Genomic DNA, 25,367 nt, shown 5'->3' with positions numbered 1-25,367 from the left:
AGCCGAACATACGCCTCGCCGAACCTTGTTGGCGCGGGCGGCGCCCAAGCCCCGCAACACCCACAAACTGCCAACCAAGGCCAGCACCGAAGAAGCGGCGCTTGAAAACGCCAATCTTCCGGTCAATACGACGCCCGGCCTGCCGCCCTATGAGACCGTGGCGCTGGTATTGCAGGGCGGCGGCGCGCTGGGCGCCTACCAGGCCGGCGTATTCCAGGGCTTGCACGAGGCGGGCATAGAACTGAGCTGCCTGTCGGGTATTTCGATCGGCGCGCTGAACATCGCCATCATTGCCGGCAACCCGCCCGAGATGCGCATGCCGCGCCTTTTGGAGTTCTGGGAAACCATATGCCAGCCCAATGGAGGATTGGGAATCCCGCCCTTCATCGAGCAGTCTTTTTTCAATCTGAACGACACCATGCGCCAGACGATGGGCGCCCTGCATGCCGGCAGCGCCTTGCTGAACGGCCAGAAGGGCTTCTTCCAGCCGCGCTTCCCGCCACCCTCGTCCATCATGCCTGGCAACGCCGATACCGCCAGCTATTACGACACCAGCGCGCTCAAGGATACGCTGGAGCGGCTATGCGATTTCGACCTGATCAACTCCGGCCAACAGCAAGTGTCGGTCGGCGCGGTCAATGTGCGCAACGGCAATTTCGCCTACTTCGACAATACCAAGATGACGCTGCGCGCCGAGCACTTCATGGCATCGGGCGCCTTGCCCCCGGCATTTGCCGCCGTCGAGATCGACGGCGAACACTACTGGGACGGCGGACTGGTGTCGAACACACCACTGACCCAAGTGCTGGAATCGCGCCCCTTGCGCGACACCCTGGTGTTCCAGGTGGATTTATGGAGCGCGCGCGGCCAGGTACCCGTCAACATGAGCGAAGTGTCCGACCGGATGAAGGATATCCGATACTCCAGCCGCACGCGCATGATCACCGAGCAACTACGCTGGACGCAATACCTGCGCCACATATTGCAGCATCTGCTGGAGGACATCCCCCCCGATATCCGCGCCAGCGACCCTTACTGCCGCATGGCGCAAGACCTGGCCTGCAGCAAGCGCTACAACGTCATCCACCTTATATACCGCAACAAGCCCTACGAGCGGCACTACAAGGATTTCCAGTTCGGGCTGTCGGCCATGCGCGAGCACTGGGCCAGCGGACTGGAGGACATACGGCGCACCCTGGCGGAACCCGAACGCCTGGCCATGCCCGAGAATGCCTCCGGCTTCGTGACGCACGATATCCATCGCGAGGAAATCGAGCTGCTCATGGAAAAGGCCGCCGGCAAGGTCGACGGCGCCAGCTAAACCGGCGCGGCAGCGCGCGCTACGCCCTGCGGCGGCGGCCCAGCACGACGGCGCCCGCCAGGGCAAAACCCGTACCCACCAGTTGCAGGACGGTCAGGGGCTCACCCAGCAGCCATGCCGCCAGGAACAGCACGGACACGGGTCCCAACAGGCCCAGTTGCGAAGTCATGGGCGCGCCGATGCGCGCCACCGACCACATGATCATGAAGGTGGGCGCAACGGTATTGAACAAGGCATGCACCAGCGACAGTTGATAGACCGGCAAGGGCTGCCGCAGCCCGTCCAGCCCGTGCACGCCGAAGAAATGGACCATGCTGATCACCGCCGATACCGACATCGCATACGCCACCAGCCGTGTTGCGCCCACGCGCTTGATCAGTTCGCCTGAAGCAATCAGATAAAACGAATACGAGAACGCCGAACCCAGCACGAAGGCTGAACCCAGCATGACATTGCTGCCGCTGAACGACAGGTCCTGCAGAAAGACAAACATCACGCCCAGATACGACAGGCCCAGCGCCACCCACTGTCCGCCCGCGATCGGGCGCTTCAGGTAAAAGGCCGAGATGAGCAAGACGAAAGTGGGAGACAGGAACAGAATCAGTCGCTCAAGTCCGGCGGAGATGTATTGCAATCCCAAAAAGTCCAGGAAACTGGACAGGTAATAACCGATGAATCCCAGAAAGATGATTTGCAGGCGTTCCTTCACCGTCAATCGCGGCAGTTTGCCCTGCCGCGCCTTGCGCGCCTGGAACCAACCGATCGCGGCAAAGAAAGGCAGGGAAAGCATCATCCGGAAGCCAATCACCGTCAGGGCGTCGACGCCATAGCGATAAGTGAATTTCACGACAATGGCTTTCGCTGAAAAGAGCACGGCGCCCAATCCCGCCAGCAGGAAGCCCATCCAGAATTCTTGTGTACGTGTAGTGGCTGAGGCGCCAGGTGAAGAGCTCATATCGGCAAGGGGGTTTCCATGGTTTGCAGCAGTCTGGATCGGCCATCGAGCACATGGCGTTGGGCGGCGGCCCAGGCCTTGGCCGGGCTGCCCGAAGAGATCGCCTGGTAGATTTTCCGATGTTCGGCATTCGAACGGCGCATGTTGGCGCCCACGTTGAAATACTTGCGCCGGAACAGGTGCAATTCTTTCACGTAGTCGTCGTAAGCTTGTTTGGCCCGCTGGTTTCCCGATAGATCAAGGATCAATTCGTGAAAGGCCAGGTTCAATTCGTAATAGCGGTTTCCGTCATTGGCTTTCGTAGCTTCGTCCATTTCGCCCAGCAACTGCTCGAACTGGACGGCATGCTCGGCGGAAAAATGTTCGCAGGCGCGCTCCGCCGCGTAGGCGAACACCAGCGCGCGCAGCTCGTAGACCTCGATCATGTCGCGCACGGAAAGCTGCCTGACGAACACCCCCTTGTTGGGCACCGAAGTCACCAGCCCTAGGCCGGCGAGCACCTTCATGGCCTCGCGGATGGGACCCCGGCTGGTGCCCATTCTTGTGGCCAGCGCGGCTTCGTTAAGGCGCTCGCCGGGCTCGAACTCGCCCGAATAGATGAGACGCTTGAGTTCGCTTGCTACGGTCTGGGAAAGTATTGCGGAACGTGCCGGGGAAGGAGTGGAAACCATGGCGCAATCTTACCTTAAAAGCCTATGCCGATAACTTGGAGTTACCGCCTGAAAACGCAAAATCACTTGAACAATTCATTAAATATTGTCGACCAATATAATAAAGTGTTGACACTTTAAAGCAAAAAACAAATAATTCAGGCATCATCTACAGGAGGCAATATCGTGGTTCACCTAGCCGCTTCCGAGGCGCTGAAGCGCTTTCGCGTCATCGATCTGACCCAGGTCCGAGCCGGACCCACCGCGTGCCGGCAATTGGCCGACTGGGGGGCGGATGTCATACAGGTGCAGATGCCTGAACACATGCGGGGCGACGACACTTTGGGCGGACAGGATGGGTCCGACTATCAGTACACCCATCGCAACAAGCGGTCCATCACGCTCAATCTGAAAGAGCCCGAGGGCATTGCGACGCTCAAGCGCCTGATCGCGACCGCCGACGTGGTGGTCGAGAACTTCCGCCCCGACGTCAAGTACCGGCTGGGCATCGACTACGAGACGCTGTCCGTGGACCACCCCAAACTGGTCTATGCCAGCATCTCGGGCTTCGGGCAAACGGGGCCCTACGCGAACCGTCCCGGCTTCGACCAGATTGCGCAAGGCACCTCGGGCCTGATGTCGGTAACCGGCCTGCCCGAGCAAGGCCCCTTGCGGGTCGGCATTCCCATCGCCGACCTGTGTGCGGGGATATTTGCCGCACAAGGGATTCTGGTTGCCCTGCTGGAACGCGAAGCCTCCGGCAAAGGCCAATGGCTGCATACATCCTTGCTGGAATCCCTGGTCTACATGATGGACTTCCAGACCTCGCGATACTTGATCGACGGCGAAGTCGCCACACCCGCCGGCAACTACCACCCCACCAGCATCCCCACGGGCGTTTACAAGGCCCGCGACGGCTATATGAATATCGCCGTGTTCGGCTCCAAGATATGGGAGCGCTTCTGCGACATCCTTGGCGCCCCCGAATGGGTGACCGACGAACGCTACCGCGACAAGCCCTCGCGCTCGGTCAACCGGGATTCGCTCAATGCCGAAATCAACCGGCGCCTGGCCGCGCAAGACAGAAGCTACTGGATAGCCAAGCTGAACGAAGGCGGGGTCGCCTGCGGCCTGATCAACGACCTGCGCGAAGTCTTCGAGGACCCTCAGGTCCATCACCTGAATATCGTCAAGGAGGTCGTGTCGGAACGTTTAGGCAAGCAGCGCATGGTGGGCCAGCCGGTGCAGCTTACCCGTACTCCAAGTACCATCGTGCGATCCGCCCCCCGGCGTGGCGAACACACCGAGGAAATCCTGAAAAACCTGGGCTATGGCGACGAGGACCTGGCCCGAATGAAATCCCATGGAGTCTATTGATGCCGCAAGCTGAATACCTGTCCACGACGGAACGCGTCCTGGCCTGGCTGGATGAAACCACCCTGCATATCCAATTCAATAATCCGACGCGGCACAACGCGCTTTCGGTGGATATGTGGGAAGCCGTCGTACCTTTGCTCGCGCTTGCGCAAGCCGACGACCGGGTACGCCTGGTCGTGTTTTCAGGCGCTGGCCAAAAGGCTTTCGTGTCCGGCGCCGATATCTCGCAATTCGAAGACATGCGCGCCGCCCGCGAGGCAGTGACCCGCTACGAAGCCATGGCCGAGACATCGCTGACGGCGATACAGGATTTCCCCAAGCCGACCCTGGCCTGCATCAGCGGGTACTGCATAGGCGGCGGCGTCAATGTGGCGATCGCCTGCGACATCCGCATCGCCTCGGACAACTCGGTCTTTTCCATCCCTGCCGCGCGTCTGGGCCTGGGCTACCGCTATTCCGCCATGAAGAACCTGGTCGACCTGATCGGGCCGGGTGCGGCAAAGGATCTTTTCTTTACGGCCCGCCGGATCGACGCCGCCGAGGCCAAAGCACTGGGCTTGATCAGCCGGACCGCCACTGCGCAAGCACTGCCGGCGCTGCTGGCGGAGTACACCGGCGCCATGGCCGATAACGCGCCGATAACCATAGCCGCCGGCAAGGCTATCACGGCAGAGATCCTGAAGTCGGCCCCTAATGTCGACAAAGAGCGCTGCACGGCGCTTATCCGGGCCTGCTTCGACAGCCAGGATTACGCCGAGGGCAGAACCGCGTTCATGGAAAAACGCAAACCGGTGTTTATCGGCCGATAGACCAAGCCACCCACGGAGAAGAAATGAAAAGCCATTGGATGCAAATGACCGAGACGGACACATTTCTGGAGTGCCGCGACACTCCGATGCCCGAGCCCGGCCCTCAGCAATTGCTGGTTCGCATGCATGCGGCCGGCTTGAATCGCGGCGAGTTCGTGCTGGGCCACGGCCTGCATGGCAAGCCGGGAAGCTGGAAGCAGATTGGCGGAGAAGGCGCCGGCGAAGTCGTCGGCGTTGGGAAAGACGTAAACAATTTCCAGATCGGAGACAAGGTCATGGGGCGCTGTCCGGGCGCCTTCTCGGAATATGGCTTGATGGAAGCCGCCGAAGCCATGCCCAAACCCGACAGCCTGTCGTGGGAAGAGGCTGCCTGCCTGCCTCTGACCTTCCTGGTCGCCTATGACATGCTGGTGCTTCAGGGTCGGCTGAAATCCGGTGAATGGCTGCTGATCAATGGCGTCACGTCCGGTGTGGGTGTCGCCTCGTTGCAACTGGGCAAGGCCCTGGGGGCCAAAGTGATCGGCACCTCGGGCTCGGCGGAAAAATTAGAACGGCTCAAGCCATTGGGCCTCGATATCGCCCTTCAAACGCGCGGCGCGGACTTTGCTCGCGACGTCATGGCCGCCACAGATCAACGCGGCGCCGACCTTATCGTCAATGCCGTGGGCGGCACCGTCTTTGCGGAGAACATCCGCGCGGCAGCCTTCGAAGCGCGGCTGGCCATCGTCGGCTATGTGGATGGCGTGCTGCACGGCGATCTGGATCTGGAAGCGTTACACGCCAAGCGGCTGACGATCTTTGGCGTATCGAACAAGCTGCGCAGCAAAGCGCAGCGCGCAGCCGCCGTTCCCCGTTTTATGGCCGATGTACTGCCGTACTTCAGCACCGGCAAGATACGGCCGCAAGTCGATATGGAATTCGACTTTGCGGACTTGGCAAAGGCCAAAGCCTGCATGGAGGCGGGCCGCCATGCGGGCAAGATAGTGCTGCGCATTCCTTCAAGCTGATCATCAAGCAAAACATATAAATACCGAGGAGACAAAACCATGAAAATCATTCATTTCGTTCTCGCATCCGGCTTGAGCCTGATGGCTGCGCAAGCGTATGCGCAGTCGACGGATTACCCCAACCGTCCAGTACGCCTGGTTATCGGATTCGCGCCGGGCGGAGCAGCGGATACCGTTGCCCGCTCCATGAGCGAGGCTTTCGGCAAGTCCCTGGGACAGACGGTGGTGGTCGAAAACAAGCCCGGCGCAGGATCGAGCATCGCCGCCGATTATGTGGTCAAGGCAGCGCCCGACGGCTATACCGTGCTGATTGCCAGCCCCAGCAGCATTTCCATCAACCCAGCCTTGAATCCCAAGCTTTCCTACACGGCCAAGGATTTGAAAGCCGTAACGAAAATCACGACCTCGCCGCTCGTGCTGGCCGTCAGCACCAAGACCAATATCAAATCCGTCGCGGACCTGATCAAAGAAGCCAAGGCCAAGCCCGGCGTACTGAACTACGCGACATCAGGCAATGGATCGGCGCCCCATCTGGGCGCCGCACTGTTTACGCTGCTGACAGGTACGACGATGACGCATATTCCATACCGTGGAGGAGCTCCGGCCATCCAGTCGGTCATGGCCGGCGACACAGACTTGAGCTTCGGCACCGCCCCATCGGTATTGGCACAAGTGGACAGCGGAAAATTACGCGCCATCGCGGTCAGCACGAGCGAAAAATCGGTCCTTGTGCCAGACTTGCCAGGCATGCGGGAAGCCGGACTTCCGGATTACAACCTGGAGTTCTGGTACGGAATCTTTGTACCGCTGAACACGCCCGACACAGTCGTGAAAAAGATCTATGACGCCGCGATATTCGCCATGCAGCAGCCCAACGTCAAGGCCGTATTGGCACGCGAAGGCACCGAGCCCTCGTTGTCGAAATCCCCCGAAGGCTTCAACAAATTCCTGGCCCAGGATGAGAAATTCTGGGTGAAGCTGGCCAAGGACGCCAACATCGTGGTCAATTGATGCGTGATTGATATCCGGGCCGCTTGCCAACCCTGCAGTAGCGGCCCGCGTAAAAACATGCCCTAACAGGTACTTGCCTAGGCAAATAAATAAGCGCTAAAATTGATGGCATGACCAAGCCAGCATCACCCGCCAGCAACCGCAAGCAAACCTTCTATTCGGCCGCCCTATTGCTGTCCAGCAAAGACAGCAACATCGGCATTCTGGTCAAGCAAGTGCAAAGTTCGCTGAACCGCATGATCGACCAGCACGTATCGCCGCTGGGGCTTACCGCCATGCAATGGCGTCCGCTGGTGATGATACGGTATCTGAACATCAACACGCCGGCCGAACTGGCGCGCAGCGCTCATGTGGACACCGGCGCCATGACACGCACACTGGATCGTCTGGAAGCCAAGGGATTCGTCACCCGGCACCGCTGCCCCGACGACCGGCGCGTAGTCCGGATTGAACTTAGCGAAGCCGGCACCGAAGTGGCTGAACAAATCATGCCGGCGATCGCCACCACCTTGAATACTCATTTGCAAGGCTTCAGCAAATCCGAGGTGGAAACCCTGATCGATCTTCTGCATCGCATGCTGGCCAATGGCCTGCCCGGCACCGAGCTGCCCTGCGCAAAAGAGCATTAGCGCGGCTCCCCTCGAGGCCGGCCGCTTCGGAATCCCTGTTCATTTTTTTCTTTTCTCCCTCATTATTTTCGCCATATAATTGCCTAGGCAATTACCAACTAGTCAAACATATTCAGCTTTCTGTAAGAAAAACCGTCCCTGCCTTCCCTTCCTTTTGAAAACATGAAATCACTTTTTTCCATCCTGTTGCTTGCCGTCCTGTCGGGCTGCGCCGCGATCAACCCGGGCGAGCCGGGCGTGGCGCAACTGCAAGGCGCACAGCTTGGCCTGCAAGAGCGCAACATTGCCTGGCCCACCGAACAATGGTGGCTGCGCTATAACGATCCGCAGTTGAACGAATTGCTTGGCGAGGCCCTTGCGGGCAGCCCCTCGCTGGCCGCGGCGCAGGCCCGCCTTGGCATGGCCAACGCCGCCGTCGGCGGCGCCCGTGCAATTCAGCTGCCGCAATTGAACGCCAACTACACCATGCTGCGCGAACGCTTTTCGGAGAACTACATCTATCCGCCTCCTTACGGCGGCTCCATGCAGACGGACAACAACCTGCGCCTGAACCTGGGCTTCGATCTGGATTTGTGGGGCAAGAACCGCGCCCATTACGCAGCCGCCCTGTCCCAGAGCCAGGCAGCCGCCGCAGACCTGCAAGTCGCCCGCAACACACTGGTTGGCGCCACGGTTCAAAGCTACTTCAACCTGCAAAACGCGCTGGCTCAGAAACGCGTCATTGCCCAGATCGTGAAGCAGCAGGAAGATGTCCTGGCCATCACCCGCCAGCGCGTTACGGCGGGGCTGGATACCGAAGTGGAAGTCAACCAGGCGGACTCGGCGGTATCGGCCGCCCGGGTCCAGCTTAGCCAAGCCGCCACCAACGCCGACCTGCTGCGCAACCAGATCGCCGCCCTGACCGGTTCCGGGCCGGAGCGGGGCCAGCGAATACACGAAGCCGCCCTGTCTCATGGTCCGGCTGCGCTGCCCGACCAGTTGCCCCTGGAACTGCTGGGCCGGCGTCCGGATATCGCCGCCGCGCGGCTGCGGGTCCAAGCCAGCGCCAGCGAAATATCCTCCGCCAAGGCCGAGTTCTTCCCCAATATAAATCTGTCCGCCTTTGCAGGCTTCATGTCGCTGGGCATGGCCAACCTGCTGCAATCGGACAGCCAGACTTATGGCGTAGGCCCGGCCATCAGCCTGCCCATATTCAATGGCGGCGCGCTGAATGCACGGCTGGACAGCAAACGCGCGGAACGCGACCTGGCCATCGCCAACTACAACCAGACCCTGCTGACGGCCGTGCGCGAAGTAGCCGATGCAACGACGGCGATCCGCGCCCTGCGACAACAGACGGAGGATCAGGCGGCCAGCCTTCGTGCGATTACTTCGGCCTACGACATTGCAGTGAAGCGCTACAAATCGGGTCTGGGCAATTTCGTACAAGTACTGCTGGCGCAAAACGAAGTGCAAAAGCAGGCCATCCTGAATACCGACATGCTTGCCCGCGCCTACAACCTGGACGCACAACTGGCTACCGCCCTGGGCGGCGGCTACAAGACCGAAACGACTACACACTGAAACACGAGAATTCGACATGACTACCCCAACTCAATCGGCTTCCAGGCGCAAACCGCTGCTGATTACCGCCGCACTTGTTTTCATCGCCATAGGCGCCGCCTATGCGATCTGGTGGGCCATCTATGCCTCGAACTACGAATCCACCGATGACGCGTATGTGCATGGCAACCTGGTCCAGGTAACCTCGCAGATTCCCGGCACCGTCATCGGCATCGGCGCGGACGATACGCAAACCGTCGGTAAAGGCGCTCTGCTAGTCGAACTGGATCCCAGTGACGCCCGCATTGCGCTGGCCCAGTCCGAGGCAGCGCTGGCCCAGGCCGTGCGGCACACGCGCACCATCTTTGTCCAGAACAATGCACTGGAGGCCGACGTTGCCGTACGCCAGGCCGATATCGAACGTGCGCAAGTCGACCTGGCCAAGGCGCAAAGCGACCTTAAGCGGCGGCAGACGCTGGCCCATTCGGGAGGCGTCAGCGGCGAAGAAATCCTGCACGCGCAAACAGCGGTCAAGGCGGCGCAATCCGGCCTGGCGCAGGTGCAAGCCGCGCTGGCCGCCTCGCAGGCCAAGCTGCAAACCAATCAGGCGCTGACGGCCGGCACCACCGTCGCGGACCACCCCGACGTCATGCAGGCGGCAGATCAACTGCGCAAGGCTTGGCTGGCCAGCAGCCGCACACGCCTCCCCGCGCCGGTGGACGGCCTGGTCGCACAGCGTTCGGTCCAGGTGGGACAGCATGTTGCGCCGGGCACACCGCTGATGACCATCGTGCCGCTGAATCAGGTCTGGGTTGAAGCCAACTTCAAGGAAGGCCAGTTGCGGCACATGAAACCCGGCCAGAACGCGACACTGACCGCCGATCTGTATGGCAACGACATCACCTACCACGGCAAAGTCGTTGGCCTGGCCGCCGGCACCGGCAGCGCCTTCGCCCTTCTGCCGGCGCAGAACGCCAGCGGCAACTGGATCAAGGTCGTCCAGCGTGTTCCCGTCAGGATAGCGCTGGACCCCAAGGAGCTGGCCTCGCATCCTTTGCGCGTGGGTTTGTCCATGCAGGTGGAAGTGGAACTGTCTGAACCCGAAGAGGGTGCCGCAGCTGCGGGCAACACCGAATTCAAGACAGCCGTCTTCACCGATGACAGCGGCGAGGCCGATGCCCTGATAGCCAAAATTATCAAGGAAAACCTCGGTTCATGAGCGCCACGAATACCAAAGCGGCGTCGGCCGCAGCCTACCCGCCCCTGGAGGGACGGGCGCGGGTCTTCGGCACGATCGCCTTGTCGGCGGCCGTTTTCATGAACGTGCTGGACTCCTCGATTGCCAATGTTTCCATACCGACCATCGCCGGCGACCTGGGCGTCAGCGCCACGCAAGGCACCTGGGTGATCACCTCGTTCGCCGTGGCCAATGCCATTACCGTTCCCCTGACCGGCTGGCTGACTCAGCGCTTCGGGCAAGTGCGGCTGTTCGTCCTGTCGGTGCTGTTGTTCGTCATCTCGTCCTGGCTTTGCGGGTTCGCCTGGTCGCTGGAGTCGCTGGTGGCCTTCCGCGTGCTGCAAGGCGCCGTGGCCGGCCCCATGATCCCCCTGTCGCAATCGCTGATGCTGGGCACTTACCCGAAAGACAAGGCAGGCATGGCGCTGGCGCTATGGTCCATGACCATCCTGGTCGGGCCGGTAGCCGGCCCCCTGCTTGGCGGGTGGATATCCGACAACTATAGCTGGCCATGGATTTTCTACATCAATGTCCCGGTCGGACTGCTGGCGGGCTGGGCATCGTGGCAGCTGTATAAGGAGCGGGAATCGCCGCGCGCTAAGTTGCCCATAGACACCGTGGGCCTGGGCCTGCTGGTGCTGTGGGTAGGCGCGCTGCAGCTTATGCTGGACAAGGGCAAGGAGCTGGACTGGTTCGCCAGCAGCGCCATTACCGTCATGGCCGTTCTGGCGGTCGTCTCCTTCGTGTTCTTCATTATCTGGGAACTCACGGCCAAACATCCCGTCATCGACCTGACGCTGTTCAAGCACCGCAACTTCACCTCGGGCGTGATTACCATTTCGGTGGGCTACGGACTCTTCTTCGGCACAGTGGTATTGCTGGCCTTGTGGATGCAAAGCACGCTGGGGTACACGGCCACCTACGCCGGCATCGCCTCGGCCCCGGTCGGCATCCTGGCCATCATCATGTCGCCCATGGTTGGGAAAATGCTGTCCAAGCACGATCCGCGCATGATCGCCACTTTTGCCTTCCTAGTGTTTGCATTGATCAGCTATATGCGAGCCAATTTCAACACCCAGGTCGATCTGTACACCATCATGCTGCCCACCTTCATACAAGGAGCGGCCATGGCGACATTCTTTATTCCCCTGACCACCCTTACCCTGGCGGGACTGGATCCGCATCGCATTCCCGCCGCAGCCGGCCTGTCGAATTTCGTCCGGCTGCTATTCGGCGCCTTCGGCACGTCCATCACCACGACCTTGTGGGAGAACCGGGCCGGCCTGCATCACGCGCAATTGACCGAAGCCGCCCGGCCCGGAGAACCTGCCTTCGACGCCATCATGAACGGCATGCAGCAACGGGGCTTCAGCCATGAACAGTCCGCAACCGTGATCAACAACCTGATCAACCAGCAGGCATTCACCATGTCGGCCACCGATATCTTCTATGCCTCGGCCATCCTGTTCATCCTGCTTATCGGGCTGGTCTGGATCGCCAGGCCGACCTCGAACAAGGGTGCGGGAGGCGCCGGAGCCGGCGCGCATTGAGCCGGCGACAGGCGGCCTTCGCCAGGCACGAAGCTTGCTGATGACTCTGATGGATGGCGGGGCGCCCTACCGGCGCCCGCGCCCGGCCTTTTCGTTAATACAAGACAAGGATAATCATGAGCACAGCATCGACCGACGCACGCAATAGACAACCCATAGACGTAGCCGCCATACGCGAGGCCGCCCGCAAGCTGGACGATGGCGCCGTTCCGTCCGGCTACCAGGGCAACCGCCAGGAAATTATTGAAATGCTCAACGCCGCGCTGGCCACGGAACTGGTCTGTGCGCTGCGCTACAAGCGCCACTACTACACTGCCACGGGACTGGTCAACGAATCCGTCAAGGCCGAATTCCTGCAACACGCCCAGGAAGAGGAAGAACACGCCGGCCGCATCGCCGAGCGCATCGTCCAATTGAACGGCGAGCCCGACTTCAATCCGTCCACGATATCCCAGCGCAGCCATGCCGAATACGACGAATGCACCGACATCAAGGGCATGATCCGCGCCAACCTGATCGCCGAACGCGTCGCCATCGAGTCATACCGGCAGATGATAGAGCGAATCGGCGACTCCGACCCCACCACCAAGCATCTGCTTATCGACATCATGGCGGTGGAGGAGGAACATGCCGACGACATGAAGGATTTACTGGACTGAGCAGGCAGGCAGCAAGCGGTCTGCCACCTGTTTCGTCCACGGGGCCTACGACTTGGCGAGGGGTGAAAATTTATGCTATAGTTTCGCTTCTTTAATTCCCCGATAGCTCAGTCGGTAGAGCGACGGACTGTTAATCCGCAGGTCCCAGGTTCGAGCCCTGGTCGGGGAGCCACAAAATATAGAAAGAAATCAAGCCTTTAGCGATTTTTCGCCAAGGGCTTTTTTCTTGTCCGCAGCCCCTGCTAAGGTCTGTGTCCGACTTGTGTCCGAAATTTCCGGCGGCGGACACGAGACAACTTGAGACGTTCGGTGTTGCGGCGGCGCCTCAGCGGGCTGTCTGCGACGGGCGCATGCAGTGTCTCTTCCTCTCTGTACTCTTGAGGATTTCCTATCCATTCTTGCAAGGCGGCTGGCGTCCAACCACATGCGCGCCCGCCCAGATTGACAGGACGTGGAAAGCGCCCCTCTGATATACGCCGATAGATCGTAGCGCGGCTAAGTGCCGTGATGCGTATCACATCGGCAATGCGATAGAACGCAGGCGCTACAGGGAAAGCAACGTGTGCCGATTGCTTAGCGATTCCTTGCTCGTCGGACATGGCCATCTCCGTAGTGGATTGATATGGCCTTAGGATGCCTCAAATAGTCTCAACCCAAAACCTGCAAGGGCGTAGCTTGGCGTAGTAGAGTCAGATTTCCAGGTCGCAGCCTCAAGCCCCACTCGATACGCGGTGATTAACAGTAGCTTTCTCGTTTTTGTCGCCGCGTTTGAACCCCCGATCCCCCGCCATAAACGCTTGCAGCATATGTGGAATGAGCGTCAATGCATCGACCGTTTCCTCATAGGTCTGGGAATACAGGGTGGCGTAGCGCTCCAACTCAGCTTTCAGGCTGGACGAGCATGTGAAAGTCAGTTTGACGGTTTCAGTCTTGGGTAGCGGCCCCAGCCGCAGCTTTTTGGTGGTATTCATTGCGAGGCTCCCTTGTTGAAGAAAAGCGGCTGGTAGGGTCGCAGCACGAGATCGCGGTTGACGATGATCCGCACCGGCAAGCCCGGCCGACTGGTCAGCGTAGGCTGGATGTTGAGATTGCGACGAGTCATTTCTTGACCGACTTGATTGACACTGTCTTGTGCGCTGTCGCGTCCGGCGATGATGATGCGGTCGCCGTCCTGGCGGTTCTCTGGTGCCGCCAGCTCGGCACCTACGCCCAATAGTGTCGTCAGCACGGCGCCGCCGATGATGCGATCCCAATGCCAGTCCACTTCATCCTCCAGGCCAGCATAGCCGGCGGGGTCGGTACCGACAAGGTTGTCCAGCGTTAGCGAGGACGTATCTGGCAGGATGATGCGATTCCACACGACCTGCACCCGGCTCTGTCCATAGCTCACCTGGCTGTTGTAGCGGCCCAGGATGCGAGAGCCTTGCGGAATCAGTAGGTGCTTGCCGGTCGCAGAGTCATAGACGGGCTCGGTGACAGTGCCGATCACCTCCCCCGGAAGGTCGGACTTGATGCCTGTGACCAGCGCAGCGGCGATGACCGTACCGGCCATGACCTGATATGGCGACGCGGGTAATTGCAGGTTTCCGGAGTTACGGGTTTCTGTGGAGCCAGATTGCAAGAAAGCTTCTTTCTGGTCTTGCCGGTTCTGTGCGGCTGCGGGGTCGCTAGATTGTGCTGCCGTCGATGCTGGGCCAGCGGCCAGCGGGTCGAAGCCGGCCAAGGTGTTGTCCATGCTTGGCGCGACAGGCATAGCTTGCGCGACTGTCGCCGTAGGTTGGCTGGACTGGCCCTGGCCGGTACGGAAGAACACCGATGATGCGGCCGCCGCATCAGCTTCCTTGCGCCGTGCTTCCCGTTCGGCAGCTTCAGCATCAATGCCGGGCGACGCATAGGTGGCCACTGCAGGCTGTTGTGCGTTTACGATGGCCGGCCCCAAGTCGCCCGGTAGCGGTGGGCCAAGCTCCGGCACGTCGGAGGACGTCTCCGGGGCGGGCAGCATGGAATAGTCAGCCGGAAGCGCGTCAAGCCCTTCCGACTTCGATACCCGGTCTACGTTGTAAAGCTCGGTTTGCGCGCCCGCTGTGCGTCGGTGCGGTTGCAACGACCAGATCGTGGCACCCAATACGGCCACCGACAGGCCACCCACGAGCATGGCGAGTGTGCGCCGGTTCAGCCGCGTGACAGGCCGGGGCTGGGCGCGCAGTGCGACCGTTTCGGGGGCCACTTTGTCAGCCGGTGGGACGGTCTGATCGGCGGTTTCTTCCTCGCTCATACTCAGTTCCTCCGTGACGCGCCATCGGTACGCTCAATCCGTACCACCTCGCCCCGATCACCGCCCAAGCGCAGTTCGGCAGCGCCGAAGAGCCGATCCACGATGTAGTACGGCGAACGGAAGCGATAATTCACCAATTGCCCATCGCCTTCAGCGCCGATCACAAAGAGTGGCGGCAGTTCGCCCTGGGCGATGCCAGCCGGAAACTGGATATAGACCTTGTTCCCGTCATCAAAGGCGCGCAGCGGCTTCCAGGGAGGATTGCTGCCGCTGACCGCGTAACGAAAGCGCAGGTTTCCCAGCGCCAGCCCCGTATCCACGGGCGCGGCGGCTTGCGCGGCCTGGTTCTGGCGCTGCAACGCCAGCATCCGGTCTTTCGGGTACTCCCAGGACGCGGATGCCATCCACGTTTTTTCGGTGGAAGTCAGTTCCAGCAAGTATGTGCGGCGGCTGGTGGTGATAACGAGGTTCGTCTTCAGGCTAGAGCGGATGGGTTTAACCAGCACATTGACTCGCAAATCTGCGCCGCTGCCGCTGGAGGTATCCCCCACAATCCAGCGCACGGTATCGCCTGCGGCGACTGTCACCAGCTCCTCGCCCGGCTGTAGCGCGATGACTGTCACACGCCCCACACCCGTATAGAGTTGATAAAGCGCTCCGTCGCTGTAGGGCCAGACCTGGATGGCATTGACGTAGCCCTCGCGCGTAGGTGCCACCCGTGCTTCGGCATTCGCACGAGACACCCGCACGGTTTCATCTTTGGGTTCCGGCGTCGGCTTGCCGCCATCCGTGCCCGGCAAGGGCTTCAGTTGCGCCGGCAATGCCAGAGGTTCAGGCACGGCAATCACTTCAACGGGACTGGGCGGCTCGGGCAGCAGTTCGGCCTGTACCGGCTCATCAAGCGAGATGGCCGGTGGCGGTTTGCCCTGGGTGGCGCAACCCGCCAGGACAATCAGGGTCAACGGCAAAGTGTAAAAGCGGATAGATGGTGTCATCGCTGGGCTCCTTCAGATGAATCTAGTTCACGGCTCCACGACAGGCCATTGACGTAAAGCCCCAGGGGGTTTTTGCGCAAGCGTGCTTCGGTGCGCGGCGGTTGATGCACGATGGACACCACCGCCGTCCAGCGTTCCAGACCGGCAGATGCGCCATTGACGTAGCGGCGTTCTGTCCAGCGCACGTTGAAGGACGTGTCGCTGGCCCGCACGACGCTGGTGATCTGCACCGTTACCGATTCTTTGCCGATGCGGGTGAAGGGATCATTCACCCTGGCGTAGTCATTAAGTACGGCAGCCCCCTTGTCCGTGGTGTAGTCGTAGGCATCCAGCCAGTTCTGACGCACCACGATCGGATCAATAGACAACGAACGCACCAAACCAATGAAGCGGGCGAGTTGGTGGGCGATCTGTGCATCGTTGGGCAGGTACGGCGTGGCGGCTTCGCCCACCGCACGCACCTGACCCGCGTTATCCACCTCCACGACATAGGGCGTGACAATGGATTGCGCCGAACGCCAGACCAGGCCACCGGCCATGAGCAGTGCCAGCAGCAAGCACCCGAAAGCCATCAGCCGCCAATTCCTGGCTTGCACACGGGCCGAACCGATACGGTCATCCCAGACCTGGGCGGCAGATTGGTAAGGTGTCGCCGGTTGCGGCGACTCGGCATAACGTACTAGTGGTCGTTTGAAACGCATGGACTTGTCTCCTTATGAATCGGAATCACGCAGGCTCGGGCCTTGGCCCGCACCACCACCGTCACCCCCGCGCAGCGTATGGGCGGCGGTCGTGGCGGCTTGCGTCAGTTGTTGTCGGCGCTGCAGGCGTTTGGCCCAGGCCGGTTGTGCGCTGGGGCCAGCCGCCTGGGCGGTCGCCGCTTCAGCGGAAGCGCCCGATCCAGCGGCGCCTTTGAGGCCACCGGTAGCCGAACCTGCCTGGAAAGCTGACCGGGCACTGCCTGCGGTCGCGCCCACTGAACGGGCCGCACCCGCAGCCATGCGGGCGGCACCCGGCATCATGCGCGCACCGGCGGCCACGGCACCGCCTACCCCCGTAGCCGCGGCACCAATGGCGACGGCGGCACCGGCAGCGCCCACAGCAGCGCCGGCCATGGAACCGGCACCCAATTGCGGCCCGCCGGACACCAGCCCTGTGGCGATGCCCGGTCCAAAGATCCCCAGTGCGAGCAAGGAAAGCGAAGCCAGCATGATGACCAGCGCGTAATCGACGGACGGTTCATCGGGATGCACCTGGAACTCGGCAAACAAACCGCTACCAATCCCAACGATCACAGCCAGCACCAGCACCTTGACGCCGGAAGACACGACGTTGCCCAGCACCTTCTCGGCAAGGAATGATGTCTTATTCCATAGAGCAAACGGCACCAGAACAAAACCTGCCAGCGTGGTCAGCTTGAACTCGATGAGCGTCACAAAAAGCTGGATGGCCAGCACGAAGAAGCTCAACACGACCACCATCCAAGCCAGGAACAGCACCACGATGGGGTCGATGTTGGTGAACACTTCCGGAAACCCTGCCATCTCGCCGATCTGCTCCAGAATGGGTGCGGCGGCATCAATGCCGGTCTTGGCCAGGCGTCCAGGCTGCAAGAAATTCCCCATCGTGAGCGACGAACCGGAGGCGATCAGGCCCAGCCCTGCGAACGACCGGAACAGGATGCTCGCCAGCGTATTGAAGTTGCCAATGATGTAGGCAAACGCCCCGACATAGAGCACCTTGCGCAGCAACTTGGCGATCACGTCGTCCCCTTGGCCGCTGGCATGATTCATCGCCCAGAACAGGCCAGCCAGCGTCATGTCGATCACAATAAGCGTGGCCGTCAGAAACGCCACCTCACCTTGCAGCAGGCCGAACCCCGAATCGATATAGCGTGCGAAGGTTTCGAGAAATCGGTCAATGATCGCAACGTCGTTCATGGTGCAGGCGCTCCCGGTCAGTTGCCGTAGAAGTTCACGGCTTGCGGTGTGTACGGCGTGCCCGTGCCCTGAAAACGCCGCCGCACTTCGCGGGCGCGTTCGGTCGCCGCCGCCTGCTGAGCCAGCTCCAGGGAAGCGGCGCGGTCTTGCGTAATTTGAAGCTGCTGCGCCTGGATGCTCTGCTTGGCCTGCAAAGCCAGCAACTGGTTGGTCGCCTGCGTGGCCTGCAAAGCGCCTTGCGCCGACTGGCTCTGGCTCACCAAGTCGGCCAACGCGCTTTCATCATCTTGCAAGTTTTGCGAGGCTTGAGCCTGTACCCGCATGGCTGTGTGCAGGCCATCCAGTGTGTTCTTCCAACGCTCGCGGGCATCCTGGGCCATGTGGTCGCCGCTCACGGTCGAGGCGTACTGTTCAGGGTATAGCCTTGCGAATTCACGGTTCAGGTTTTCGACCTCATAGGCCAGTCCTTGCGCCTGGGCGATCTGCTGTTCAGTGGCTGCCAGGGTCGAACGCAGGCGGTTGACGACATTAAAGTCAAGGCTCGCCAGATTACGCGCCTGGTTCATCAACATCTGCGCTTCGTTCTGAAGCTGGTTGATCTGATTGTTGATCTGTTGCAGCGTGCGAACGGCGGTCAGCGTGTTCTGCGTATAGTTGGAAGGGTCAAAAACGGTTTTCCAAGCCCAGGCGGGCGAAGCGGTCAGCAAAGACGCCGTGAGCACGGCGGCGAGCGAGAGGGACAGCGTGCAGATTTTCATGGCAGGGACTCCTGTGATTGAGAAGGAACGGAAGTGACTGAGGGCGAGATGCCGGGAAACTCGGGCAACAGGTCGGCCGCCCAATCCAGGCCGCGATGGCGCAGCCAGGCACCCGCGAAGCCGGGTACACCGGCATCCAGCAGGATGCGATCGATGTCGCGCTGGTCTTGCTGGGTGGACGCCCCCGCAAAGGCGAGCGTGGCCGGTCCCAGGTCAAGATCGAAGAGGCGATTGCCCAGGCGCGACTGGTAGTAGTAGTCGCGCTTCGGCTGGGCGGTGGCAACGATCTCGATCTGTCGGCTGTTCAAGCCGAAGCCCTCGTAGATCGTGCGGATCTGCGGTTCAGTCGCCTGCGGGTTGGGTAGGAAGATGCGGCTGGCGCAGCTTTCGATGATGGCCGGCGCAATGGTCGAGTCCTTGATGTCGGCCAGGCTTTGCGTGGCGAAGATCACCGAGACGTTCTTCTTACGCAGGGTTTTTAGCCACTGCCGGATGCGGGCGGCAAAGGACGGCTCATCGAGAAACAGCCACGCCTCGTCCAGAATCAAGAGGGTCGGTGCACCATCGAAACGCTCGTCGAACCGGGCGAATAGGTAGCGCAGCACCGCCTGCACGGCGGCGGGACTGTGCATCAGCTCTTCCATCTCGAAGCCCTGCACGTCGGCCATGCCCAGCCGATCATGATCGGCGTCCAGCAATTTGCCGTGCGCACCGCCCAGCACATAGGGCGCAAGCGCCTGGCGCAGCGCGTTCGATTGCAGCAGGACGGAAAGCCCCGTCATCGTGCGCTGTTCGAAGGGCGCACCGGCCAGACTGCCCAGCGCCGACCAGATGGCGGCTTTTTCATCGGGGGTCACCGACACCCCTTCATGCAGAAAGCGACCTTCAATCCATTCCGCCGCCCAAGTGCGGTAGCCTTCGCGATCGATGCGCGCCAGCGGTTGGAAGGCAATCTCGCCATCATTGCCCAGGTCGTAATGTTCGCCACCCAAGCCCAGGATGGTGGCGCGCATCGAGCGGCCCATGTCGAAAGCGAAAATGCGTGAGCCGTGATAGCGGCGAAACTGCTTGGCCAGGACGGCCAGCAACACGGACTTGCCCATGCCGGTCGGCCCGGCGACCAGGGTATGACCAACGTCGCCAATATGCGTCACCAGCCGAAATGGCGTCGCGCCCTCGGTGCGCGTGACAATGAGCGGCGGGCCATCGAGGTGGTCGTTCTTTTGCGGCCCCGCCCATACCGCCGAGACCGGCATCATGTGCGCCAGATTCAATGTAGACACAATGGGTTGCCGGACATTGGCGTAGGCGTTGCCGGGGATGGATGATAGCCAGGCATCTACGGCGTTCAGCGTTTCCGGGATAGTCACGAAACCCCGGCCCTGGATGACCCGCTCCACTAGGCGCAGCTTTTCATCGGCCACGGCAGGGTCGGCATCCAATACGGTCACGGTCGTGGTGACATAACCAAAAGCGACTTGATCGCTCCCCAACTCCTGCATGGCGGCGTCCGCATCCGCAGCCTTGTTGCTGGCGTCGGTATCGACCAGCGGCGACTCTTGCTGGAAAATCGTTTCCCGGAGCAACGCCACAACGTTCTTGCGCTTGGCGAACCACTGACGGCGCAGGCGGCGCAGCTCCTTTTCCGCCTCGGCTTTGTCCATGCACAGAAAGCGCGTACTCCAGCGATAAGCAAAGCCAAGCCGGTTCAGGTCATCCAGAATGCCCGGCCAGGTGGACGTCGGAAAGCCCCGCACCGACACCACGCGCAGGTGGGCATCCCCCAGGGTCGGTGCCAGCCCACCGACCAGGGCGGAATCTGTGAGCAGCGCATCGAGGTGAAACGGTACTTCCGGCACCTCAATGCGGTAACGCCGTGTCGAGATGGTGGCATGCAGGTAGGTCAGCGTCTGGCTGTCATCCAGCCAGATGATTTCCGGCATGACGCCATCGAGCAGATCAAAGACCCGATCCGTCTCCGCCACGAAGGCCGTCAGGCGCTCGCGCCAATCCACCCCTTCGGAGGGCCGGTTCTCGTACAGCATCCCCGCCGCTCGGGCGCGGGACTCTTCGGGCGGCAGGAAGACCAGCGTGAGGTGATAGGCGCTCTCGAAGTGATTACCGGACGCTTCAAACGCGGCGCGGCGTTCTTGATCGACCAGCCAGGACAGCGGTTCAGGGAAGTCCGAATAGGGATAGTCTGCCGCCGGGCGACGTTCGGCTTCGATGAAGAGCGCCCAACCTGAACCCGGGCGGCGCAGCGCATTGTTCAAGCGTGCGGAAGTTGCGATCAGCTCGCCTTGGGTGGCGCTATCCAAGTCCGGCCCGCGAAAGCGTGCCGTGCGCTGAAATGATCCGTCTTTATTCAGCACGACGCCGGGCGCAACCAGCCCGGCCCACGGCAGCCAATCGGCTAGGAGCGCGGGACGCTGGCGATATTCGGCAAAGTTCAGCATGGCGTCATCCCCTCACACGTCCAGCAGCGTTTTGTGCTTGATGTGGCGTGCGAAGACCTGCATGAACTGCGGGTCAACCCGTGCACCCCACACCGCCAGGGAATGGCCGACGATCCATAGCACCAAGCCCGGAATCCACAATTGCAGGCCCAGCCCCACGGCGGCGGCCAGCGTACCGTTGGCAATCGCCACGGTGCGCGGTGCGCCGCCCATCAGAATCGGCTCGGTCAGCGAGCGGTGCAGCGGAATCTCAAAGCCGGTGGCGAAGCTCGATACGCCTTCGTTGTCGGTATTCATACGACGGCCCCGCCAGAGAAGGAAAAGAACGACAGAAAGAAGCTCGATGCCGCAAAGGCGATCGACAGGCCAAAGACGATTTGAATCAGCTTACGAAAGCCCCCGCTGGTGTCGCCAAACGCGAGCGCCAAGCCCGTGGCGATAATGATGATGACCGCGACGATGCGGGCCACCGGCCCCTGGATGGACTCCAGAATGGATTGCAGCGGCCCTTCCCACGGCATGGAGGAACCGGCGGCTTGTGCCGCGCCGGCCAGAAGCATCAGCAGCGCGGCCAGCAACAGCCCGTGCGCGGCAGGCCGGGCAAGCTGGCGTAAGCGGTTCATGGTGAAAAGCGGAACTACGGAAATACGGAAGGCATCAGCAGGTGTCATGACAGTTCTCCAGACAGATCAGGGGATGGGAAAGAAGGCGGCGACGGTTCGGGAGACGGGGTTTCCAGCGCATCAGCCAGTTGGTAGCCTGTGCCGTCAAAACCGACGACGTGGGCGATGTTCTCAATGCGGCGCTTGCGTCCGCGTCCGGCGATGTAGATCACGACGTTGACCGCCTCGGCGATCAGGGCGCGCGGCGGGTTCACCGCCACTTCCAGAATCAGTTGCTCCAGGCGCAGCAGCGCACCTACGGCAGAACCGGCGTGGATGGTGGCGATGCCGCCCGGGTGGCCGGTGCCCCAGACCTTGATGAGATCCAGTGCTTCACCGCCGCGTACTTCGCCCACCACTACACGGTCAGGGCGCAGACGCATCGTGGCGCGCACCAGTTCTTGCATCGTCACCACACCCATACGAGTGCGCAGTGGCACATGGTCGCGGGCGGTGCATTGCAGTTCGACCGTGTCTTCGAGCACCAGCACGCGGTCGCCCGTGGCGGCGATCTCGGCCAGTAAGGCATTGGCAAGCGTGGTCTTGCCGGTGCTGGTGCCCCCGGCAATGAGGATGTTCTGACGGGCGCGCACCGCCCGTACCAGAAAATCGGCTTGGGCGGCGCTCATCATGCCGTCGGTGATGTAGCGTTCCAGCGGAATCACGCCTATGGCACGCTTGCGCAGCGCGAAGGCCGGGCCGGGAGCAGCCGGCGGCAAAATGCCCTCAAAGCGTTCGCCGGTTTCGGGCAACTCGGCAGTCAGTAGCGGCTGGCCGCGATGCACTTCCGCACCGACGTGGGCCGCAACCAACCGGATAATGCGTTCGCCGTCGGCTTCGGATAGCTCCACACCCAGCGGCGCACGCCCACTGGAAAGACGATCCACCCAGAGCGAACGGTCGGGATTCAGCATAATTTCCACCACATCGGGGTCTTCCAGCGCGGCGGCGATCACCGGCCCCATGGCGGTACGCAGCATCTGAATACGACGATCCAGGGCAACGGCGGTAGATGATTTGGGGACGGCGCTCATGAGACACGCTCTTGTGCCTCAAACGGAGGCGCCGTATCGTCCATGCGTACCGGCTCGGGGTGCAGTTCTTCCACCACATCGCGCACCAAGCTGCGGCCACGCAGCAGGTGACGGCCAAGCTGTTCGACGAATTGCTCGAAGCGTGCCTTGCCCTGGGCACGGGCCGCGTCCTGATGGGCTTCGGGCACCGGCGTACTCACGGTCAGGTAGTAGCGTACGAACAGCGCCAGCGTCTCGATCTGGATATTCTGGTCACGCTCCAGGCGCTCGAATTGGCGAGACAGGCGATCGAGCCGCTTGGCCATCGCCGCTTCACGCTGGTCGCCCGCATCCGGCGAGAGCCAGGATGCCAAAGCTGCCGCCACGATGGACGATTTGGACACACCTTTCTTGGCGGCCAGTTCGTCCAGGCGCTTGGCGTGTTCAGGATGAATAAAGAGATTCAGGCGATATCGGCTCATAGCTGGATTCCGTCATCAGGATCAAGGGAGGCCATGCGCGCCACGCGCTGCATGGCGGGGTCAATCTGGCTGGGAAGTATCGGCGGCAAGTCATCGTCATCAAGCAGCCTCAGGTCGCTGGTCGGATATTCCAGTTCAGGGCTGTAAACGGTGGATTCAGAAAGTTCGGGCTGGTGACGCGGGCCACCATCGTCGGCGGTGCCCAAATCATCGGCAGATGCCGTAACCGGTAAGGCAGGCATGGCCGGAATCGCCAAACCACTCCAATCGTCAGGCCGTGCCGGTGGCGCATCCGCGTAGTGCCCGGTGGCAAGCGCAGGTGGCGGCAGTACGCGCTGCGAGAAATTGGCATCTGCGTAATAGCGCAGCTTCTTGGCCTTGATGGGCGCGACACTGGACACCATCACAACCGATTCGTCGGGCGGAAGCTGCATCACCTCGCCGGGGGTCAGCAGTGGTCGCGCTGTTTCCTGGCGTGACACCATCAGGTGTCCCAACCAAGGCGCGAGCCGATGCCCGGCGTAGTTGCGCTGCGACCGCAGCTCAGTGGCAGTGCCCAGGGTTTCGGAAATGCGCTTGGCCGTGCGTTCGTCGTTGGTGGCGAAGGTCACACGCACATGGCAGTTATCCAGAATCGAATGGTTCTGGCCGTATGCTTTGTCGATCTGGTTGAGCGATTGCGCAATGAGAAAACTGCGGATGCCATAGCCCGCCATGAAGGCCAGCGCCGTCTCGAAGAAGTCCAGGCGGCCCAGCGCCGGAAATTCATCAAGCATCAACAGCAGCTTGTGGCGGCGGGCGATGCCATCCGACCCGTCCAGCGACTCCGTCAGCCGCCGTCCGATCTGGTTGAGAATCAGGCGAATCAGCGGCTTGGTACGGCTGATGTCTGAAGGCGGCACCACTAAATACAGCGAGACCGGGTGTTCGGCGGCGATCAGGTCAGCAATACGCCAATCGCAGCGCGAGGTGACCTCGGCCACTGTGGGATCGCGGTACAGGCCAAGGAAAGACATGGCGGTGGACAGCACGCCGGAGCGTTCGTTGTCCGATTTATTGAGCACTTCACGGGCGGCGGAGGCCACCACCGGATGCGGCGCATCGCCAAGATGCGAGGTTGTCATCATCCGGTGCAAAGTCAGCTCAAAGGGACACGCTGGGTCGGACAGGAAGTTCGCCACACCGCGCAGCGTCTTGTCCTCGCCCGCATAGAGCACATGCAGGATGGCGCCCACCAGCAGCGCGTGCGAAGTCTTTTCCCAATGGTTGCGCTTCTCCAGTGCACCTTCGGGATCGACCAGAATGTCGGCAATGTTCTGCACATCCCGAACTTCGTGCTCACCCCGACGCACTTCCAGCAGCGGGTTGTACCTGGCGGACTTCGTATCGGTCGGGTTGAACAGCAGGCAGTGCGAGAAGCGGGCACGCCAGCCAGCCGTGATCTGCCAGTTCTCGCCCTTGATGTCGTGAATGACGGCCGAAGCCGGCCAGGACAGCAAGGTCGGCACCACCAGGCCCACGCCCTTGCCCGAGCGGGTGGGAGCAAAAGCCAGCACATGCTCCGGCCCTTCATGGCGTAGGTATTGGTCATCATGCAGGCCCAGGAAAATGCCAGTCGGCTGAGTCAGCCCCGCTTTGCGGATATCCGGCGCTTGCGCCCAGCGTGCCGAACCATAGGTCGTGACCAGCCTCGCCTGGCGCGAACGCCAGATCGACATGCCGATGGCGACCACCACGGCGATCAAGCCACTGCCCCCGGCAATAATGCCACCAGCGTTAAATACCTCCGACGCATAAGCATCAAAGAAAAACCACCACTCGAACAGCCGCCACGGGTGATAGATCGGTATGCCGAGAAAATCAAACCAGGGCAAGCCCAGGCGTAGCTGATAACCCAGGGCGGCAGCTGTCCATTGTGTGGCACCCCACACACCGGCGATCACAATGCCGAATACGACGGCGATCTGCCCAAACAGCACGTTCGTCCCTTGCATACCCCTGCCTCCGACTTCTCTTGCCCTGATTCCTCGTTCCAAAGC

General features: G+C 61.3%; 25 protein-coding genes and 1 tRNA gene. 11 read left to right on the top strand and 15 right to left on the bottom strand.

Going from position 1 to position 25,367, the window contains the following annotated elements:
- Nucleotides 1-67: 67 nt before the first annotated feature.
- Nucleotides 68-1,321 (top strand): patatin-like phospholipase family protein, encoded by a 1,254-nt coding sequence (locus V0R37_RS12905; protein ID WP_420375032.1) that lies wholly within the window; start codon nt 68-70, stop codon nt 1,319-1,321.
- 19 nt (nt 1,322-1,340) lie between these two features.
- On the opposite strand, the gene V0R37_RS12900 is transcribed toward V0R37_RS12905, so the two are convergent.
- Nucleotides 1,341-2,276, bottom strand: coding sequence for a DMT family transporter (locus tag V0R37_RS12900; RefSeq protein ID WP_420374901.1), 936 nt, complete (start codon nt 2,274-2,276; stop codon nt 1,341-1,343).
- Nucleotides 2,273-2,947, bottom strand: a complete 675-nt coding sequence (locus V0R37_RS12895) for a GntR family transcriptional regulator (RefSeq protein WP_420374900.1) — start codon at nt 2,945-2,947, stop codon at nt 2,273-2,275. The genes V0R37_RS12900 and V0R37_RS12895 overlap by 4 nt, the downstream gene beginning before the upstream one ends.
- Nucleotides 2,948-3,112: 165 nt before the next feature.
- On the opposite strand from V0R37_RS12895, the gene V0R37_RS12890 reads away from it, so the two are divergent.
- The 10 genes from V0R37_RS12890 to V0R37_RS12845 all read left to right on the top strand — a co-directional run bounded on the left by V0R37_RS12890 (nt 3,113) and on the right by V0R37_RS12845 (nt 12,919).
- On the top strand, nt 3,113-4,303 hold the full coding sequence (locus tag V0R37_RS12890; RefSeq protein WP_420374899.1) for a CaiB/BaiF CoA transferase family protein: 1,191 nt from the start codon (nt 3,113-3,115) through the stop codon (nt 4,301-4,303).
- Complete coding sequence (locus V0R37_RS12885) at nt 4,303-5,112, top strand: enoyl-CoA hydratase (RefSeq protein ID WP_420374898.1); 810 nt, start codon at nt 4,303-4,305, stop codon at nt 5,110-5,112. The genes V0R37_RS12890 and V0R37_RS12885 overlap by 1 nt, the downstream gene beginning before the upstream one ends.
- A gap of 23 nt (nt 5,113-5,135) precedes the next feature.
- On the top strand, nt 5,136-6,119 hold the full coding sequence (locus V0R37_RS12880; protein WP_420374897.1) for a zinc-binding dehydrogenase: 984 nt from the start codon (nt 5,136-5,138) through the stop codon (nt 6,117-6,119).
- A 39-nt stretch (nt 6,120-6,158) separates the two neighbouring features.
- Nucleotides 6,159-7,130: a Bug family tripartite tricarboxylate transporter substrate binding protein gene (locus V0R37_RS12875; protein WP_420374896.1), complete on the top strand. Its 972-nt coding sequence runs from the start codon at nt 6,159-6,161 to the stop codon at nt 7,128-7,130.
- 110 nt (nt 7,131-7,240) lie between these two features.
- Complete coding sequence (locus V0R37_RS12870; protein ID WP_420374895.1) at nt 7,241-7,759, top strand: MarR family winged helix-turn-helix transcriptional regulator; 519 nt, start codon at nt 7,241-7,243, stop codon at nt 7,757-7,759.
- A gap of 162 nt (nt 7,760-7,921) precedes the next feature.
- Nucleotides 7,922-9,322: an efflux transporter outer membrane subunit gene (locus tag V0R37_RS12865; RefSeq protein ID WP_420374894.1), complete on the top strand. Its 1,401-nt coding sequence runs from the start codon at nt 7,922-7,924 to the stop codon at nt 9,320-9,322.
- Between the two features lie 16 nt (nt 9,323-9,338).
- Entirely contained in the window at nt 9,339-10,520 is a 1,182-nt protein-coding gene (locus V0R37_RS12860) for an HlyD family secretion protein (protein ID WP_420374893.1), read from the top strand.
- Entirely contained in the window at nt 10,517-12,088 is a 1,572-nt protein-coding gene (locus tag V0R37_RS12855; protein ID WP_420374892.1) for a DHA2 family efflux MFS transporter permease subunit, read from the top strand. The genes V0R37_RS12860 and V0R37_RS12855 overlap by 4 nt, the downstream gene beginning before the upstream one ends.
- Nucleotides 12,089-12,204: 116 nt before the next feature.
- On the top strand, nt 12,205-12,747 hold the full coding sequence (locus V0R37_RS12850) for a ferritin-like domain-containing protein (RefSeq protein ID WP_420374891.1): 543 nt from the start codon (nt 12,205-12,207) through the stop codon (nt 12,745-12,747).
- A gap of 96 nt (nt 12,748-12,843) precedes the next feature.
- Nucleotides 12,844-12,919: transfer RNA gene (locus V0R37_RS12845), tRNA-Asn, on the top strand.
- A 70-nt stretch (nt 12,920-12,989) separates the two neighbouring features.
- Here the strand turns inward: V0R37_RS12845 and V0R37_RS12840 are convergent.
- The 13 genes from V0R37_RS12840 to V0R37_RS12780 all read right to left on the bottom strand — a co-directional run bounded on the left by V0R37_RS12840 (nt 12,990) and on the right by V0R37_RS12780 (nt 25,322).
- Nucleotides 12,990-13,346 carry a helix-turn-helix transcriptional regulator gene (locus tag V0R37_RS12840; RefSeq protein WP_420374890.1) on the bottom strand — a complete coding sequence of 119 codons (357 nt, stop codon included), beginning with the start codon at nt 13,344-13,346 and terminating at the stop codon, nt 12,990-12,992.
- A gap of 111 nt (nt 13,347-13,457) precedes the next feature.
- Entirely contained in the window at nt 13,458-13,718 is a 261-nt protein-coding gene (locus V0R37_RS12835; RefSeq protein WP_420374889.1) for a DUF2274 domain-containing protein, read from the bottom strand.
- Entirely contained in the window at nt 13,715-15,022 is a 1,308-nt protein-coding gene (locus tag V0R37_RS12830) for a TraB/TrbI/VirB10 family type IV secretion system protein (RefSeq protein ID WP_420374888.1), read from the bottom strand. Before V0R37_RS12830 ends, V0R37_RS12835 begins: the two co-directional genes overlap by 4 nt.
- Before the next feature lie 2 nt (nt 15,023-15,024).
- Entirely contained in the window at nt 15,025-16,017 is a 993-nt protein-coding gene (trbG, locus tag V0R37_RS12825) for a P-type conjugative transfer protein TrbG (RefSeq protein ID WP_420374887.1), read from the bottom strand.
- Entirely contained in the window at nt 16,014-16,718 is a 705-nt protein-coding gene (gene trbF, locus V0R37_RS12820; RefSeq protein WP_137238853.1) for a conjugal transfer protein TrbF, read from the bottom strand. Before trbF ends, trbG begins: the two co-directional genes overlap by 4 nt.
- A 12-nt stretch (nt 16,719-16,730) precedes the next feature.
- Entirely contained in the window at nt 16,731-17,957 is a 1,227-nt protein-coding gene (trbL, locus tag V0R37_RS12815) for a P-type conjugative transfer protein TrbL (RefSeq protein WP_420374886.1), read from the bottom strand.
- A 17-nt stretch (nt 17,958-17,974) separates the two neighbouring features.
- Nucleotides 17,975-18,715 carry a P-type conjugative transfer protein TrbJ gene (trbJ, locus tag V0R37_RS12810; protein WP_420374885.1) on the bottom strand — a complete coding sequence of 247 codons (741 nt, stop codon included), beginning with the start codon at nt 18,713-18,715 and terminating at the stop codon, nt 17,975-17,977.
- Nucleotides 18,712-21,171 carry a conjugal transfer protein TrbE gene (trbE, locus tag V0R37_RS12805; protein ID WP_420374884.1) on the bottom strand — a complete coding sequence of 820 codons (2,460 nt, stop codon included), beginning with the start codon at nt 21,169-21,171 and terminating at the stop codon, nt 18,712-18,714. The genes trbJ and trbE overlap by 4 nt, the downstream gene beginning before the upstream one ends.
- 12 nt (nt 21,172-21,183) lie before the next feature.
- Nucleotides 21,184-21,468 carry a VirB3 family type IV secretion system protein gene (locus V0R37_RS12800; RefSeq protein ID WP_420374883.1) on the bottom strand — a complete coding sequence of 95 codons (285 nt, stop codon included), beginning with the start codon at nt 21,466-21,468 and terminating at the stop codon, nt 21,184-21,186.
- Entirely contained in the window at nt 21,465-21,842 is a 378-nt protein-coding gene (locus tag V0R37_RS12795) for a TrbC/VirB2 family type IV secretion system protein (protein ID WP_420374882.1), read from the bottom strand. The genes V0R37_RS12800 and V0R37_RS12795 overlap by 4 nt, the downstream gene beginning before the upstream one ends.
- Nucleotides 21,839-22,867: a P-type conjugative transfer ATPase TrbB gene (gene trbB / locus V0R37_RS12790; protein ID WP_420374881.1), complete on the bottom strand. Its 1,029-nt coding sequence runs from the start codon at nt 22,865-22,867 to the stop codon at nt 21,839-21,841. Before trbB ends, V0R37_RS12795 begins: the two co-directional genes overlap by 4 nt.
- Entirely contained in the window at nt 22,864-23,328 is a 465-nt protein-coding gene (locus V0R37_RS12785; protein WP_420374880.1) for a CopG family transcriptional regulator, read from the bottom strand. Before V0R37_RS12785 ends, trbB begins: the two co-directional genes overlap by 4 nt.
- Entirely contained in the window at nt 23,325-25,322 is a 1,998-nt protein-coding gene (locus tag V0R37_RS12780) for a conjugal transfer protein TraG (protein WP_420374879.1), read from the bottom strand. Before V0R37_RS12780 ends, V0R37_RS12785 begins: the two co-directional genes overlap by 4 nt.
- Nucleotides 25,323-25,367 lie beyond the last annotated feature (45 nt).

Source organism: Pollutimonas rozaliensis, assembly GCF_048751585.1.
In the GTDB taxonomy this organism is placed as follows: domain Bacteria; phylum Pseudomonadota; class Gammaproteobacteria; order Burkholderiales; family Burkholderiaceae_B.
This window is presented reverse-complemented; position numbering and strand designations above follow the sequence as displayed.